Raw genomic sequence first — 15,392 nt, 5'->3', positions numbered from 1 at the left:
TCGCGTGCCTGCCGTGTCGAGCCGGCTGGTGTCCGCGTGCCGCGGTTCTCCGGGTGCCGCGGTTCTCCGGGTGCCGCGGCTGTCTGGGGTGTCGGAGCTGTCTCGGGTGCCGGAGCAGACCACGACTTGGCGTCGAACGCCGTGGGTGCCGGCTGCCGTGGTCGTCTGATCGTCCTGGTGGCCGGCTGCCGTGGGGCACGCTGTGGTGGTCGCGGCTGCCGTGGTCACCGGCTGAGGTGGTCGCCGAGCCGGCGCCGTGGTCCGAGGCTCTGTTCTCGGGGTGGGCCGGCCAGGAGCGACTCTGCTGCGAGATGGGCTGTCGGCCGGCTGCGGCCTCCGACGGAGACACAGGTGTCGAGCCGGGTACATCGATTCGCGGACACGTCAGAGCGTCCGGGGACGACGATCGGCTTCGTCGTCCGCATTCTCGCTGCTCTCGCGTTATCCGCCCCCGCCCCGCTCTCGACTGCTCGCCCCTTGCCCGCCCACGTGTCACGGTGGTCTCTCTCCCACACCGTGGTCGGTGGTGGAATGCCCATGCTGACGGGAGACAGGGCGCGCACACCTGCCTCCGTCGTCCTCCGTCCGCCGACTACGCGGCGATACGCGCGGTGCTGACGGCAGCGCCGCTTCTCGCCCTAGACCGTCCTCCTGTCCTCCCGTCCTCGGGAATCCCGTCTTCATGTCTTCGTCTCCTGCCGTCCTGCCGTCCTGCCAGCGCGGCAGGACGGCACGGCGAGGCGACGCCATCCGGCGAGGCCGACATCACCCGGCGGCACGGCTTCAGCGTCTCGTCCCGTCTCGCCTCGCCGTCGACGCCCGCCTCGGCAACGACCCGGCAACGACCCGGCAGGCCCCGCCGCGCCCGCCCGGCTCGGCTCACCACGGGGCGGCGCGTGGTCTCTCCCTCGGTCACCGCACGGTCGGACCTCGCGGGCGCAGGACCTGGAGTGCCGTGCCGAGCCACCTCGTTCCCCGCAGTTCCAGGCGCAGGGCCACGGCGAAGGCGCGATCGCGGCCCCACACCGGCGCGGTCGACTCGATCACCGTCTCGCTGATCTGCTGCGCGTGCACCCGAAGCAGCCTGCTCGGCGGATGAGTGCTGGGGCCGTGTCTGGCGCGCGGCGCGATCAGATAGTGCAGATCTGGGACGAGAAGTCGCCCGAGCTGCAATCGAGACCGCCTGCCGTCCAGGATCTCCACGAGGGCATGCAGCGACTGGCGGGCGATGCGATGCGCGGCGGGCGCCCGGCTGGGCGGCTCCGGAATCGCGACAGGGGCCTGTGCGCCACTGCTCGGCAGGTCACGTCGCACGTCGCTCGTCCGGACCGAGGCGAGCCTGCGCACGATGGGGATGGGCCCCGACGGCGCCGAGACCGGTGCGGCGAATCGGGCCCAGATCGGCGCGGTCGTCGTCTGGACCTGAACAGAGTTGACGGGGCCTGCCATGCTCGGCATCGCGCGGCGCGGCCGAGGCCCCGGCCGCTGCGACGATCGACGTACCGTCGCCGCACGCCACGGATGAGGGCCGCCACGGGGCGGTCGCGGATCTCCGGAAGCCGCAGGGCGCGCGACGGCGGAACTCGCGGCGGCGGACGTCGGGACCGCGTGGTCCGCGACGATCGGGACCGACACCGCCCGCAGGCTCGCTGTTCCCGGACGTGTCGTGTCCAGGCCTTCCGCCTCCGCGGCAGATCCCACGCCTACGGCAGATCCCACGCCCGACGCGCCGGGCGGGCGGGCGGCCCGGGCGCCGTCGAGCAGCCTGCTCACCGTGAGCCCGGCGAACACCGGCTGGTCCAGCGCTCCCGCCTCGGGTGGTGCGGCGGCGGTGTCGGGACCCGTGCCGACGGACGTGGGGGACAGCAACGCGCTCATCGCGACTCCTTCCAGCGAAACGATGTCTCGCGAAGGAAGAGCGAGGTGGGCGGTGAATCCGTACATTCGCGGGTCGAAGTCACTCGAAGGTGTCGCTCGGGCGTGTTCCTAGACTGGCGGTGTGACGCTCTCCGGACTGGTGCTCGACTTCTTCGGCGTGCTCACCGACAGCGACGGGGCTCCCGCGCATGTCGAACCGCCCCTGGTGGCCGTCGTCCGATCGGCCCGCGCCGCCGGCCTGCGCACCGCGCTGCTGTCCAACGCGGAGGGCCGCCGCGCCGACGACGGGCTCGACGAACTGTTCGACGCGGTGGTCATCTCCGGCGAGGTAGGACTGAGCAAGCCCGACCCGCAGATCTACCGACTCACCGCCGAACGGCTCGGGCTGTCCACGGTCGAGTGCGTCTTCGTGGACGACCTGCGTGGCAACGTCACGGGCGCCGTCCTCGCGGGCATGGTCGGCATCCACCACCAGACCGTCCCGGCCACCGTCGCCGAGCTGGGCATCCTGTTCGACCGCGAGTTCCCGGCGTCGCGGCCGGGCTAGGCCGCATCACGCCGACGCGGCACGAAAGCGGCCGACGAATCGGCGGGACAGGCCCTCGAGGATCGACCCGACGACGCGCGCTCCTCACTCGGCCGACCCGAACAGACCCGATTCGGCACCCGAGGTCGACCTGGCTGCTTCCACCGTCGACCACGACCGTCGAGCCGGGACGACGGGCCGCCGCCGAGCGGTCGGCGCGGCCCCGCTCATCCGGAAGACGATCCGGCCGAGCATGCCGGACGGCGTCTCGGCGCCGAGCCGCCGCCTGCGCACCGTCACCCGCCACCACCGGCCCGGTGCTGACGCGAGGCCTGTCGCCGCCGGGCCAACTCGAAGCTCAGCACCGCTGCCGCGCTCGCGACGTTCAACGACTCCACCCCGCCCGCCAGCGGGATCGCGACCCGACCCATCACCAGCTCCGCCACCTCGGGGGAGACGCCGTGAGTCTCGCCGCCCAGCACGAACGCGACCCGGCGCGGCAGCTCCACCTCGAAGAGCGTCGACTCGCCGTCCGCCGCCATCGCGTACAGCCCGAATCCGGCCTCGATCAACCCCTCGGCCGCGGCTCCCGCCGTCGCCGTCCGCAGGATCGGCGCCCGGAACGCCACCCCCGCCGAGGCCTTCACCACCAGCGGATCGATCGTGGCCACCCCTCGACGAGGCACCACCACCCCGCCGATGCCCGCCGCCGTCGCCGTGCGCAGGATCATCCCGACGTTGGCGGGGGTGGTGACCCCGTCGAGCAGCAACACCGTCTCGGGCACGTCGCGGCCGGCGGCCAGAGCCGCCGACAGGGTGCGCATGCGCGGTGCGACCACGTCGGCCAGCACCCCTTGATCGTGGCGGCCGTTGCCCGCCAGGACCTTCACTCGCTGCGCGGTGGCCCGCTGCACCGGAACGGCGCGCAGTCGGGCCGCCTGGAGGATCTCCCGCGCCACCGCGCCGACGGCGTTGTCGGCGAGAATCACCTTGTCCACCGCCAAGGCAGGGTCTTGGAGCGCTTCGAGCACCGGCTTTCGACCGTAGACCGTGACGAACCGGTCCTTCGGGGAGACATCGTCAGACACGACGAGCAGGATCGCACGCCCATGGATGTGTCAGGATTCGTCCATGCCGGACCGACTCTCCGCCCTGGATGCGTCCTTCCTCTACCTGGAGGATCCGACGACTCCGATGCACGTCGGCACGGTCCTGCTCTTCCAGCAGTCTCGCGGCGCGCGGCGACGTGCCGCCTCGGGCGGTGGGCGCGGCGCCGACGGCCGGGCCGGCGGCGGACTGGAATACGGTCGGATCGCCGCGCTCATCGAGCAGCGCCTGCCGCTGGCCCCTCGCTACCGCCAGAAGGTCGTCCAGGTGCCCGGCAGGCTGGCGCGGCCCGTGTGGGTCGACGACCCGGACTTCGACCTCGACTATCACCTGCGCCGATCCGCGCTGCCCAGGCCTGGCAGCGACGAACAGCTCGCCGACCTCGTCGCCCGACTGATGTCCCGGCCGCTCGACCACTCCCGCCCGCTGTGGGAGGCCTACGTCGTCGAAGGCCTGAGCGGCGATCGCGTCGCCCTGATCACCAAGACCCATAACGCGATGGTCGACGGCATCGCGGGCTTCGACATCGGGCAGGTCATCCTCGACGACGCCCCCACGGTGCCCCGCATCGGCGATGAGCTGTGGATGCCGGAACCCGAACCGGGCCCCGTGCAGCTCGTTCTGGACGCCGCCACCGAGGCGGTCCGCAGGCCCGGAGAGATCGTCGAGAACGTGCGGGTCGCCGCGATGGACGTGGCCGCCACCCTGCGCGACGTCACCCAGGCGTTCGGCGGCCTCGCCTCGGCGGTCCGCACCGCCGCGCGTCCGACCGCGCAGGGCCCGCTCAACGTCAGCATCAGCATCCAGCGCCGTTACGCCGTCACCAGGACACGCCTCGCCGACTACCGCAGGATTCGTCGGGCGCACGGTGGCACGGTCAACGACGTCATCCTCGCCGTCATCGCCGGAGCACTGCGCAACTGGCTGCTCTCCCGAGGCGAGGTCGTCACCGCGTCCAGCACCATCAGGGCGATGGTCCCGGTGTCGGTGCGAGACCCGGAGACGAACCCCGACGACGCCGCCGCGCGGGAGGCCGCCCCTGGCACGGAACCGGCCGCCGAGGACGTCGCCGGGCCGGTCGCGGGCGGCAAGGTCTCGGCCTACCTCGTGGAACTCCCGGTGGGCGAGGCCAGCGCCACCCTCCGGCTGCACCACGTCGGTCATGCCATGCGGGCCCATCAGGAGTCCGGGCAGTCGGTGGCCGCCGGCGCGCTCGTCCGCCTGTCGGGATTCGCCCCGCCCACGCTGCACGCCCTCGGCGCGCGGGCCGCGAACTCGTTCTCCCGCAGACTGTTCAACGTCGTCGTCACCAACGTGCCGGGACCACAGGTGCCGTTGTATGCGGCAGGGACGAAGATGGTGGAGATGTTCCCGGTGGTGCCGCTGGCCAAGCACCAGGCCCTGTCGATCGGGGTCGGCTCGTACGACGGCGGCGTGTACTTCGGGCTCAACGGAGATCGGAATGCGATGTTCGACGTGGACGTGTTGGCAGGGATGATCGACGAATCCCTTGACGAGCTGTTGGGGACGGTGTGATGCGGATCTACGTTCCCGCGACCGTGGCGATGCTGCGCGGACTGGTGGCGGACGACGAACTCGTGCCGGTGAGCGGCACCGCGTTCGCGTTGACCCCCATGCTGCGGGAGTCGTACGCGACGGGCAGCACCGAGGAACTGGAGTACGCGGCGCTGATGGAGGCCACCAGGGGCTCCCTGCGGCTGATCGCCGCCGAACTGGCCGACGACCCCAAGACCCCGGCCCGTCGAGTCGTCGTCGCCGCCGACATGCCGGAGGTGACGCTGCGGCCCGACCTGGACGCCGCCGTCGTGCGGCTCGCCGGTCCGGTGCCGCTGCGTGCCATCGCCGCCGTGCACGTCGACGACCCCGACGCGGAGGACGCCGTGCGTGCCGCCGCCGAGGTGATCGACGCCGCCGACCTGGGCGACGCCGACGCCGAGTTCGCCCTCGGCGAAGCCGAGGACCACGAACTCGCCTGGTATGCGGTCCAAGAGGTGCCGTTCCTGCTCGACCTCATGTGATCCGCGACGGGGCACGGCCCGCCGGGACCGTGTCCCCCGGGACGCCGCGCGCCTCCCGAGGCTCGCTCAGCCCCTCGGATCGCGCCGCCCGTCCGCCGCGGCGGACGCCGCACCTCAGCCGACGGTGTCCCCCCCCGGGCACCGCCGCATCGTGACGGACGCCACTCGATTCGGCCGAAGGCGCCCCGGACCAGCCGCCCGGCGGGTCGCCGCCGAGGTCGGCCACCCGTCGCTCGTGTCAGGATGGTGCTGTTCGCGACGGTCCTCACCAGGGGTCCGTCGCGATGACCGCGTACGACGCCGCACCGACGCCAAGGAGGCGACCCACTCATGGACGCCGTCACGACCCCGCCCGCCCCGCGCAACGAGCCGGTGCGCTCCTATGCCCCCGGCTCCGCCGAGCGCGCGTCGCTGCAGGGCCGGATCGCCGAGCTGGAGGGCACCACCCACGACCTCACGCAGACCATCGGCGGCGAGCGGGTCATGGCGGGCGGCACGCGATTCGACGTCGTCCAGCCGCACGACCACGCCCACGTGCTCGGCGTGAGCGCCGACGCCACCACCGAGGACGTCACCGCCGCCGTGCGCGCCGCCAAGGACGCCGCCGCCGACTGGGCCGCCCTGCCGTTCGACGAGCGCGCCGCCGTCCTGCTCCGGGCCGCCGACCTGATCGCCGGGCCGTGGCGCGACACCATCAACGCCGCCACCATCCTCGGCCAGTCCAAGTCCGCCCAGCAGTCCGAGATCGACGCCGCCTGCGAACTGATCGACTTCCTGCGGTTCAACGTCGACTACGCCCGCCGGATCATCGCCGAGCAGCCCGCCTCCGTGCCCGGCGTCTGGAACCGGATGGAGTACCGGCCGCTCGACGGGTTCGTCACCGCCATCACGCCCTTCAACTTCACCGCGATCGCGGGCAACCTGCCCACCGCGCCCGCGCTGATGGGCAACACCGTGGTGTGGAAGCCGACGCCGACGCAGCAGCTGGCCGCCCACTTCACCATGCAGGCGTTCGAGGCGGCGGGCCTCCCGCCCGGTGTGATCAACATGGTGACCGGGCACGGCAAGGCCGTCAGCGAGGTCGCCCTCACCGACCCCGACTTCGCCGGACTGCACTTCACCGGCTCCACCGCCACCTTCAAGCTCCTGTGGCGCACGATCGGCGAGAACCTCGACCGGTACCGCGGCTACCCGAGGATCGTCGGCGAGACCGGCGGCAAGGATTTCGTCGTCGTCCACCCTTCGGCCGACCCCGCCCCCATCGTCACGGCCCTCGTCCGCGCGGCATTCGAGTACCAGGGCCAGAAGTGCTCGGCCGCCTCGCGCGCCTACCTGCCCCGGTCCCTCTGGGAGGGCGGCCTCCGCGAGCAGCTCGCGGACGTCACCAAGACCATCTCCTACGGCGACGTCACCGACTTCAGCCACTTCGGCGGCGCCGTCATCGACGGCCGTGCCTTCGCGAAGCACAAGGCCGCCCTCGACCGCGCCGCGGCCACTCCGTCACTGGAGATCCTGGCGGGCGGCGGCTACGACGACACCACCGGTTACTTCGTCGAGCCCACGGTCCTCGTCGGCACCGACGCCGGCGACGAGGTCTTCCACACCGAGTACTTCGGTCCCATCCTCGCCGTGTACGTCTACGAGGACGCCGACTACTCGCAGGTGCTGACGCAGGTCGACTCCGGCAGTCCGTACGCCCTCACCGGCGCCGTCTTCGCGACCGACCGCGCCGCGATCGAGGAGGCACACCGGGCCCTGCGCTTCGCCGCGGGCAACTTCTACGTCAACGACCGGCCGACCGGCTCCATCGTCGGCCAGCAGCCCTTCGGCGGGTCGCGGGCCTCCGGCACCAACGACAAGGCGGGCTCGATGTTCAACCTGCTCCGGTGGACCAGCCCCCGGTCGATCAAGGAGACCTTCGTGGCTCCCGTCGACCACCGCTACCCCCACATGGACTGATCGTCGAGCGGCGGCGCGGGCCTGTCCGAACAGCGCCCGCGCCCTCTCCGCGGGACCCGCGCGAACCGACCCGAACGGCGTGCCCGCTGGTCTAGGCTCACCCGCGACATCGCCGTTCGGAGAACGGCACGCGGTCGGAGAGGGAACTGTGGTGAGACGACGCGGTATGGCGATCCTGTCGTTGGCGGCACTCGCGGGAACCCTCACCGCCTGCGGCGACGCCGAGCCGGCCGTTCACGAGGACACCCGGTCGCTGGCCTCGGCCGCCCGCGAGGCCATGGCCGAAGCGGGCACGACCCGACTCGAGTTCACCTTCGCGACCGGGGAGCAGGCCGCCAACAGCGGTCGATGTCTGACCACCGTGTCCGATTCCGACGCAGGCGCGCCGGTCGACGATCCGACGGCCGCCGTGGAGCACGACTTCGACTGCGTCTTCACCACGCAGGGCGGCGAGACGCGGTTCATCGTCGCGGGCGGCTACCTGTACGTCGAGGTCCCGCAGGATCAACAGGAGGACGGCGCGCGGCCCTGGGTGCGGACCGACCCGTACGGGTCCGACCCCGTCGCCCAGCAGCTCGCCGGTCTCCACCAGCAGGCCGCCCGGTCGGCGTCGCTGGCCGACTCCCTCCCCGCCACGGCGGAGATCGTCTCCTCCGAGCCGGACGAGGTCGACGGCGTCGCGGCGCGGCGTTACGAACTCGGCGTCGACGTGGCGCAGGCGATCGACGCGGGCGCCGACGAGTCCGTCGTCGCCGCGCAGGAGGCTTTGCTGTCGGCGGGCGTGACCACCATCGAGGCGACCGTCTGGCTCGATGCCGACGACCTGCCACGCAGGCAGATCGTCGAGTTCGACATGCCCGAGGCGGGCGTCGTGCGCACCGAGACCGACTTCAGCCTGTGGGGCGAGGCCCACGAGGTGCTGGCTCCGCCGGACCACCAGGTGGCCGAACGGGTTCCCACCGGCTGACGTCCTCGGCTTCGCGGCGGACCCCGGCACACGCCGGCCACGTGAGCGGTCGGCCCTGTGCTGACTCGTCCGCGCCGGACGCGGAAACGGCCGCTCGTCGCGCGGAGCGGCACGCCGCCGTTGCATCCGTGGCACGCATCGCTATTTCGGTCGAATGCATTCCTCTATCGAGTGAATAATCCGGCTTTCTGACTCCCGTGTGTTTACGGATTAACCGGTACGGGTGGCGCGGCGATAATCGACTCGGTGGCTGCCCCGGCTCCGCATTCGAACGACGGCCGCTCCGCGGCCCCGCATTCGAACGACGGCCGCTCCGCGGCCCCGCGAGTCACATCACCGTCGAGATCACCCGCACACGAGAACGGGCGCCCGGGGGATTCTCGCCCCCAGGCGCCCGCTCACCATCACACACGGCGGATCCGCCGCCGAGTATCAGCCCTCCGGAAGCTCGCCCACCTCGTCCTCGGGCGGCTCCTCGATCTGGACGTCCTCGCCCCACTGCGTGTAGTCCACGGTGATGACGGCGGACTCGAAGTTGCCCGTGATGCCCGGCTGGTTGATCACGAAGCGCACCGGCACGTTGTCGGACTTGTTGACCCAGACCTGGTAGTCGATCGTGGTCATGCCGTTGTCCACTGCCGTCTGAAGCCGCTGCCGCTCCAGCTCGTCCTCCGCGTTCTGCGCGAGCATCTCGATGTCGAGTTCGAGGTCGTATCGAGTCGTCTCGACCCCGTCGACCTCCTCATCGCCCGAGTCGGTGATCTGCGCGGCGTCGGCCTGCTGATTGAGCTGCTGCGTCGGGTCGGCCGAGTCGACCAGCTGCTGGGCGACCAGGGCGAAGGCCTGATTGACCCCGTCCTCCTGATGCTGGGACGGGTCGATGCGCACCCACGGCTTGTCGATGGGCGTGGCGTCGCCGAGGTTGAGGTACACGATCTCGTCGAGGGCGACCAGCTCGATGCGCTGATTCCCCGTCTCCTCGTCGATCTCCAACTCCACCGTCATCGCCAGGTCGGCGCCCTGATCGGTGTATCGGAGCTGCCCCTCGCCGGAGCCGAAGGCGTCTTCGGAGGAGGAGATCGTGAAGTGCGCGGTCTCCTTCTGCCGCGCGCTGTCGGTCATCGAGCTGAAGAGCTGGCCGGGCGACACCTCGCCGGGACTGGTGCTGGTCGCCGAGCCGTTCGTCTCCGTCTCCGGCCCGGTCGTCGGCTCGGCACCCCCTGTGCCGGTGTTGTCGGTCTCCGGTGCGTAATCCTCGCCGTTAGAGCCACACGCGCCTGCGACTGTCACCAGCCCCAGCATCATTGCCGCGATCGTCGTTCTCCGCACCCTCATCTCTCCATTCCGAATAGGGGATGATCGAGATCGATCCGCCCGTCATCGCGCGCTGACGCGAGTCGAAGGGCGTACCGCCGGTAGCCCGGCCTCCTCAATATCGAAATGGTAAGGAGAGAATCAGGATTCGGCTCATCCAAACTTCTCGTCCGGGCGAACGCGGGACTGAAGCAGACGGCGCAGCGAGTCCAGTCGCCCCGGCGAGGAGCCCCCGTCGGCGAGAAAACGGTCCAGATAACAGTCCGGGTCCTCCGGCGGTCCGAGATGGCCGCAGTTGGGCGGACACTCCTCCGCCGCGGCATGCAGATCGGGGAACGCGGCCACCACGTCGGCCGGTGTGATGTGCGCCAGCCCGAACGAGCGGATGCCCGGGGTGTCGACGACCCAGCCGCCGTCCGCCAACGGCAGCGCCACCGCCGACGTCGACGTGTGCCTTCCCTTGCCGACCGCGCTCACCGCCGCGGTCGCCCGCCCGGCGTCGGGCACCAGTCGGTTGACCAACGTCGACTTCCCCACACCGGAGTGCCCGATCATCGCCGACACGTCGTCGGCAAGCTCGGCGCGCAGCTCGGCGGGCTCGGTGTCCGCCCTGGTGACCACCACCGGGACCGACAGCTCCGCGTACAACGCCGTCAGTCGGTCCGGCGCCGCCAGGTCGGCCTTGGTCAGGCACAGCACCGGCGACAGGCCCCCCGCGAACGCGGCCACCAGGCAGCGGTCGATGAATCCCGTCCTCGGCGGCGGATCGGCCAACGCCGACACGATGATGAGCTTCCCGGCATTGGCCACGACGACCCGTTCGTACGGATCGGTGTCGTCGGCGGTGCGGCGTAGGACGCTGGTGCGCTCGGCGACCCGCACGATCCGCGCGAGCGAGCCCGCCACGCCGGTGGTGTCGCCCACCAGCTCCACGAGATCGCCGACCACCACGGGCGTGCGTCCCAGTTCTCGCGCCCGCATCGCCGTGACCAGACGCCGAGGATCGCGCTCCAGCGCGCACGTCCACCGCCCTTTGGCCACGGCGACGACCATCGCCTGACTGGCGCCCGCGTGGTCCGGTCGCCGCTTGCTGCGTGGTCGGGTGCCCCGACGGTTGGGACGGACCCGGATGTCGGACTCGTCCAGCGAGTGCCAGCCCTGCCGACTCACACCCCCTCCACATCCTTCCGGGACGATCCCGCCGTGTCGGGGCCTGCCAGCATCGCCGCCCACATGCCGGGGAAGTCGGGGATCGTCTTGTTCGTCGTGTCGATGTCGTCGACCGTCACACCGGGCACCACCAGACCCAGCACCGCCCCCGCGGTCGCCATCCGGTGGTCGGCGTAGGACCGCCATGCGCCGCCGTGCAGCGGACGCGGCTCGATGGTCAGGCCGTCGTCCGTCTCCGCCGCGGCACCGCCCAGCCGGTTGATCTCGGTGGACAACGCGGCCAGCCGGTCCGTCTCGTGGTGCCGCAGATGCGCGATGCCCCGCAGCCTGCTCGGCCCCTCGGCCAAGGCGGCCAGCGCGGCGACGGTGGGGGAGAGCTCCCCGACGTCATGCAGGTCGATGTCGATGCCGGACAGCCTTCCCGGCGCCGACACGGTCAGCGCATCGGCCTCGACGGTCACCGCGCAGCCCATCTTCGTGAGGATGTCGCGCACCGCGTCGCCTGCCTGGTCGGTGTGCGAGGGCCAGCCCGGCACGGTCACCGATCCGCCCGTCGCCGCGGCGGCGGCCAGGAACGGGGTCGCGTTGGACAGGTCGGGCTCGATCGCCCATTCCCGGCCCGCGACGGGACCGGGCAGGACACGCCACACGTCGGGCGTGCCGTCGTCCACCTCGACGCCGATCTCCCGCAGCATCGAGACGGTCATCGCGATGTGGGGGAGGGAGGGCACCGGAGCCCCCTGATGTCGGACGGTCACCCCCTCGGCGTACCGCGCGCCGGAGAGCAGCAGGCCGGAGATGAACTGCGAGGACGACGAGGCGTCCAGCACGACCGCGCCGCCACGCAGGGCGCCGGTGCCGTGCACCGTGAAGGGCATCCGATCGCCGGTGATCCGCGCGCCCAGATCGTGCAGCGCGGTCAGGACCGTGGACATCGGCCGCTTCCTGGCGTAGGCGTCGCCGTCGAACCGGACGTCGCCGTCGACGAGCACCGCCGCGGGCGGCAGAAAGCGCATGACGGTGCCCGCAAGACCACAGTCCACCTCGAGCGGCCCTCGCCACGAGCCGGGACGCACCCGCCAGCCCGCGACCGCGCCCGCCCCGGCGGGGACGTCGGTGATGTCGGTTCCGAGGGAGCGCAGTGCCTGTGCCATCAGAAGCGTGTCGCGACTGCGCAGCGGCGCGTGCAGCACCGACTCCGAGTCGGCGAGCGCGGCCAGCAGCAGCGCGCGGTTGGTCATCGACTTGGAGCCGGGCACACCGACGGTGGCATTGACCGGGTGTTCGACTACGGGAGCGGGCCATGCCTGGGTCATCGTTCCATGATTGCGCACTCGACCTGCCTTTTCCGTCGCGCCCCTGTGTTGGACGGCTGGTCATGACGAAGCGGCTCGCGCCGTCGTGATCGGCTGTTAGACCTCGACAGGCCGCAGTGTGGTCGGAATCGTCGACGACCACCCGATGGTGCGAGGCGCGCCCGCCGGGTGGTCCCGGTGTCACCCGTTGATCATCACCGGGGGGCGGGCGGCCCGAGCCCGCTCGCGAGCCCGCCGGGCATGCGGACCGGGGAGCGGGTCGGTCCGGGCATCGGCACTCCCGGTGTCACCTGCGGGAAGCGGTTCCCGGCTCGTTGTATCGACCACGAGCGCGCTGCCCCGGAGGGTCCCGGACCGTCCCACCTGGTCACTGATCGCCTGCCGCAGCGGTAGACGCCCTGTCGCGCGGTAGTGCGACCCGCTGGGGCGGCGCCGCGCCCATTGGTGACGCTGAGTAGTGAAATAAATGCGTTGGGTTCGCATTTCGACTGCGACAGGACATGCGAAGCGGCCGCCGATGCGTACCGTTGCGCGCGGAGGGGCACTACTTCAACGGTGGTCGGGCAGGCGTCGCCCGCCCCGCCGCGGAGGTGAACGACATGTGCGGAAGATTCGCCTCGATCAAGGACTCGACGCAGTTGGCGAACGAGTTCGAGGCAGTGGACGGAACCCGGGGCCGAGTCGTCGAACCTGATTACAACATCCCGCCGACTCATGCGGTGTTAACTGTCGTCGCCCGGCACCCCCGCGACGAGGACGGGCTGCCGGACCCGACTCGCATCGTGCGATCGATCCGAGTGATGCGATGGGGACTCGTCCCGCGTTGGGCGAAGGACCCGGCCGTCGGATCGCGAATGTTCAACGCCAGAGTGGAGACCGTCGCGGACAAGCCCGCCTTTCGCGGCTCGGCGGCGCATTACCGTTGCCTGATCCCGGCCGACGGCTGGTACGAATGGCGACGGGAGGACGGGCGCAAGCGGCCCTTCTATCTCACCAGCGTCGACCGGGAGTGCCTGGCGATGGCGGGCATCTGGTCGGTCTGGCGCGATCCGGCGGGCGATCCGGACGGGCCGCCGCTGTCCACCTGCGCCGTGCTCACCACCCCGTCGGTCGGCGAACCCGCCGAGGTGCACGATCGAATGCCGCTGGTGCTGCCGAGGAGAGCATGGAGACCCTGGCTCGATCCCGACCTGGATCTCGGCGCGAGCGAGGTCGCGTCGCTGCTGTCCCCGCCGGGAGCCGACGTGCTCGGCCGCATCGAGGTGCGCCCGGTGTCGCCCGCGGTCAACCACGTGCGCAACAACGGCCCGGGCCTGGTCGAGCGCTTCGACCCGATCTCCCTCCCGGCCGCCCTCGACATCTCCGGCCTCTTGAGCAAGAGTTGACGGCCTGGTGCGCCGCCGAGAGGACCCGACGGCGCGTCGACTGCCGAGGGAGTGAGTGTCGATGTGCGGCCGGTACGCGATCACCAGGGACCCGGCGCGGCTCGCCGCCGAGTTCGACGCGGACGACGGGACCGACGGGGCCTACGCGGGACCCGATCACAATGTCACCCCCACCCGGATGGTGCCGATCATCGTGGAACGGATGCCCGCCGACGGCGGTGCGGCTCGTCGCACCGTGCGGCTCGTTCGATGGGGCCTCGTCCCGCCGTGGGCGAAGGACCCCTCCGACGGTCCGCCGATGATCAACGCTCGCGCCGAGACGATCACCGAGAAACCCGCGTACCGCGACGCCGCCGCCCGGCGGCGCTGCCTGGTGCCCGCCGACGGCTGGTACGAGTGGAAGCCCACCGCCGAACGGAAGCAGCCTTACTTCGCCGCCCATGAGGACGGCCGCACCCTCGCGATGGCGGCGGTGTTCTCCGTGTGGTGGCGCCCTCCGAGCGAACCGGGTGCGGAACCCGCTCCGCTCGTGACCGCCGCCGTGGTCACCACCGACGCCGTGGGCGAGACCGCCGACATCCATCACCGGATGCCGTTGGTGCTGCCGCGAGACGCCTGGGGCGACTGGCTGGACCCCGCCAGGACCGCCGTGCCCGAACTGCTCGCCGCACCCGACCCCGACCTCGTGGCCGGCATCCGCGTCCACCCGGTGTCTCCCGCGGTGAACAGCATGCGCAACAACGGCCCCGAGTTGATGGAGCGCATCGAGCTACGCGAATCCGGCCCGCCGCCCACCCTCTTCGACGCGCCATGACGAGCCTGGACGTCGACACGCCGCACGGGCAGGCGCTCGTGGAGCTGCACTCCGCAGAGGAGGGCTCCGCCGTGCTGCTGCTCGGGCACGGCGCAGGCGGCGGCGTCGACGCCCCCGATCTCGTCGCGGCCACCCGAGGCGCCACCGCCGCCGGGGTGCACGTCGCCCTGATCCAACAGCCCTACCGGGTGGCGGGCAGGCGGGCGCCCGCACCCGCGAAGCAGCTCGACACCGCGTGGCTCGCCGTGGCTCGTTGGCTCGGCGAGAACTGGTTCCACGACCTGCCGATGGTGTTCGGCGGCCGGTCCTCCGGGGCCAGGGTGGCCTGTCGCACCGCCTCCGAGGGCGGCGCGGCGGCCGTGTTGTGTCTGGCCTTCCCCCTCGCGCCGCCGAAGAACCCGGAACGCCACCGGCTGGCGGAGCTGACCGCGGTCGAGACTCCGCTGCTCGTCGTCCAAGGGGACGGCGACCCCTTCGGGAGGCCGGAGCCGGCGCCGCATCGCGAAGTGGTGATGCTGGCGGGTGACCATTCGCTCGCCGCCGACCCGATCGGGGTGACCCGGGCGGTCGAGGAATGGCTGGCCCGCGTGCTGCGGCCCCTGGCCCGGCCCGACTGACACGTCCGGCCGGGCCCCGGTCGGCTGATCTCGCCCGCGTTCGCTGGTCCCGCCCGACCGGCCGTTTCGGGCGGCCGTACCTGCCTGGCCGCCCTGTTTGCGTGCCTGGGCCGTCGCCCTGCCGGACCGCGCGCCCGGTGCCTGTCTGCCTGGCCGCCCGATCGCGCCTGCCGACTCGCCCTGCTCCGGGCCGTGCCCGCGCCGCCCGGCGGAGGCTCGGGCTCACGACACCGGCATGTCGGCTGCTCCGACGGGGCCCGACCCCGGGTGCGCCCTGATGGTGGACGACCGTCCCGGCGG

Annotated in this window: 13 protein-coding genes; 8 read left to right on the top strand and 5 right to left on the bottom strand. The window is 71.8% G+C overall.

What is annotated here, in order from left to right:
- Positions 1 to 912: 912 nt before the first annotated feature.
- The gene (locus AHOG_RS24565) at positions 913 to 1,878 is read right to left on the bottom strand and encodes an Rv3235 family protein (RefSeq protein ID WP_093943437.1); all 966 of its coding nucleotides are present in this window, start codon (positions 1,876 to 1,878) and stop codon (positions 913 to 915) included.
- Positions 1,879 to 1,999: 121 nt separating this feature from the next.
- Between AHOG_RS24565 and AHOG_RS24560 the strand changes: the two genes are divergently transcribed.
- On the top strand, positions 2,000 to 2,425 hold the full coding sequence (locus AHOG_RS24560) for an HAD-IA family hydrolase (protein WP_093943436.1): 426 nt from the start codon (positions 2,000 to 2,002) through the stop codon (positions 2,423 to 2,425).
- 275 nt (positions 2,426 to 2,700) lie between these two features.
- Here AHOG_RS24560 and AHOG_RS24550 read toward each other — a convergent pair whose 3' ends face one another.
- Positions 2,701 to 3,492: a TrmH family RNA methyltransferase gene (locus AHOG_RS24550; protein WP_093943434.1), complete on the bottom strand. Its 792-nt coding sequence runs from the start codon at positions 3,490 to 3,492 to the stop codon at positions 2,701 to 2,703.
- Positions 3,493 to 3,535: 43 nt separating this feature from the next.
- Here AHOG_RS24550 and AHOG_RS24545 point away from each other — a divergent pair, with 43 nt between their 5' ends.
- From AHOG_RS24545 to AHOG_RS24530, 4 genes are all read left to right on the top strand, one after another.
- Positions 3,536 to 5,047, top strand: a complete 1,512-nt coding sequence (locus tag AHOG_RS24545; RefSeq protein WP_093943433.1) for a WS/DGAT/MGAT family O-acyltransferase — start codon at positions 3,536 to 3,538, stop codon at positions 5,045 to 5,047.
- Positions 5,047 to 5,550, top strand: a complete 504-nt coding sequence (locus tag AHOG_RS24540; protein WP_093943432.1) for a DUF6912 family protein — start codon at positions 5,047 to 5,049, stop codon at positions 5,548 to 5,550. Before AHOG_RS24545 ends, AHOG_RS24540 begins: the two co-directional genes overlap by 1 nt.
- Before the next feature lie 330 nt (positions 5,551 to 5,880).
- Positions 5,881 to 7,509, top strand: coding sequence for an L-glutamate gamma-semialdehyde dehydrogenase (gene pruA / locus AHOG_RS24535; protein WP_093943431.1), 1,629 nt, complete (start codon positions 5,881 to 5,883; stop codon positions 7,507 to 7,509).
- A gap of 151 nt (positions 7,510 to 7,660) precedes the next feature.
- Positions 7,661 to 8,476: an SCO4651 family lipoprotein gene (locus tag AHOG_RS24530; RefSeq protein ID WP_157737029.1), complete on the top strand. Its 816-nt coding sequence runs from the start codon at positions 7,661 to 7,663 to the stop codon at positions 8,474 to 8,476.
- Between the two features lie 432 nt (positions 8,477 to 8,908).
- On the opposite strand, the gene AHOG_RS24525 is transcribed toward AHOG_RS24530, so the two are convergent.
- The 3 genes from AHOG_RS24525 to aroA all read right to left on the bottom strand — a co-directional run bounded on the left by AHOG_RS24525 (position 8,909) and on the right by aroA (position 12,276).
- Complete coding sequence (locus AHOG_RS24525; RefSeq protein ID WP_157737028.1) at positions 8,909 to 9,766, bottom strand: SCO4651 family lipoprotein; 858 nt, start codon at positions 9,764 to 9,766, stop codon at positions 8,909 to 8,911.
- A gap of 177 nt (positions 9,767 to 9,943) precedes the next feature.
- On the bottom strand, positions 9,944 to 10,960 hold the full coding sequence (rsgA, locus tag AHOG_RS24520; RefSeq protein WP_093943428.1) for a ribosome small subunit-dependent GTPase A: 1,017 nt from the start codon (positions 10,958 to 10,960) through the stop codon (positions 9,944 to 9,946).
- Positions 10,957 to 12,276: a 3-phosphoshikimate 1-carboxyvinyltransferase gene (gene aroA / locus AHOG_RS24515; protein ID WP_093943427.1), complete on the bottom strand. Its 1,320-nt coding sequence runs from the start codon at positions 12,274 to 12,276 to the stop codon at positions 10,957 to 10,959. The genes rsgA and aroA overlap by 4 nt, the downstream gene beginning before the upstream one ends.
- A gap of 599 nt (positions 12,277 to 12,875) precedes the next feature.
- Here aroA and AHOG_RS24510 point away from each other — a divergent pair.
- The 3 genes from AHOG_RS24510 to AHOG_RS24500 all read left to right on the top strand — a co-directional run bounded on the left by AHOG_RS24510 (position 12,876) and on the right by AHOG_RS24500 (position 15,092).
- A complete protein-coding gene (locus AHOG_RS24510; protein ID WP_093944774.1) occupies positions 12,876 to 13,661 on the top strand; it encodes an SOS response-associated peptidase in 786 nt (261 codons plus the stop codon).
- A 61-nt stretch (positions 13,662 to 13,722) separates the two neighbouring features.
- Positions 13,723 to 14,475, top strand: coding sequence for an SOS response-associated peptidase (locus AHOG_RS24505; RefSeq protein WP_093943426.1), 753 nt, complete (start codon positions 13,723 to 13,725; stop codon positions 14,473 to 14,475).
- Positions 14,472 to 15,092, top strand: coding sequence for an alpha/beta hydrolase family protein (locus tag AHOG_RS24500; protein ID WP_093943425.1), 621 nt, complete (start codon positions 14,472 to 14,474; stop codon positions 15,090 to 15,092). The genes AHOG_RS24505 and AHOG_RS24500 overlap by 4 nt, the downstream gene beginning before the upstream one ends.
- The last annotated feature ends 300 nt before the right edge of the window (positions 15,093 to 15,392 follow it).

The organism is Actinoalloteichus hoggarensis (genome assembly GCF_002234535.1).
Classification (GTDB): domain Bacteria; phylum Actinomycetota; class Actinomycetes; order Mycobacteriales; family Pseudonocardiaceae; genus Actinoalloteichus_A; species Actinoalloteichus_A hoggarensis.
Note: the sequence above shows the minus strand (reverse complement) of the source record. Positions and strands in the feature narration are given on the sequence as shown.

Excerpts from the sequence above, each read along its gene's own strand:
- AHOG_RS24565 (WP_093943437.1), bottom strand. The coding sequence starts at position 1,878 with ATGAGCGCGTTGCTGTCCCCCACGTCCGTCGGCACGGGTCCCGACACC.
- AHOG_RS24545 (WP_093943433.1), top strand. The coding sequence starts at position 3,536 with ATGCCGGACCGACTCTCCGCCCTGGATGCGTCCTTCCTCTACCTGGAG.
- AHOG_RS24540 (WP_093943432.1), top strand. The coding sequence starts at position 5,047 with ATGCGGATCTACGTTCCCGCGACCGTGGCGATGCTGCGCGGACTGGTG.
- pruA (WP_093943431.1), top strand. The coding sequence starts at position 5,881 with ATGGACGCCGTCACGACCCCGCCCGCCCCGCGCAACGAGCCGGTGCGC.
- aroA (WP_093943427.1), bottom strand. The coding sequence starts at position 12,276 with ATGACCCAGGCATGGCCCGCTCCCGTAGTCGAACACCCGGTCAATGCC.
- AHOG_RS24510 (WP_093944774.1), top strand. The coding sequence starts at position 12,876 with ATGTGCGGAAGATTCGCCTCGATCAAGGACTCGACGCAGTTGGCGAAC.
- AHOG_RS24505 (WP_093943426.1), top strand. The coding sequence starts at position 13,723 with ATGTGCGGCCGGTACGCGATCACCAGGGACCCGGCGCGGCTCGCCGCC.
- AHOG_RS24500 (WP_093943425.1), top strand. The coding sequence starts at position 14,472 with ATGACGAGCCTGGACGTCGACACGCCGCACGGGCAGGCGCTCGTGGAG.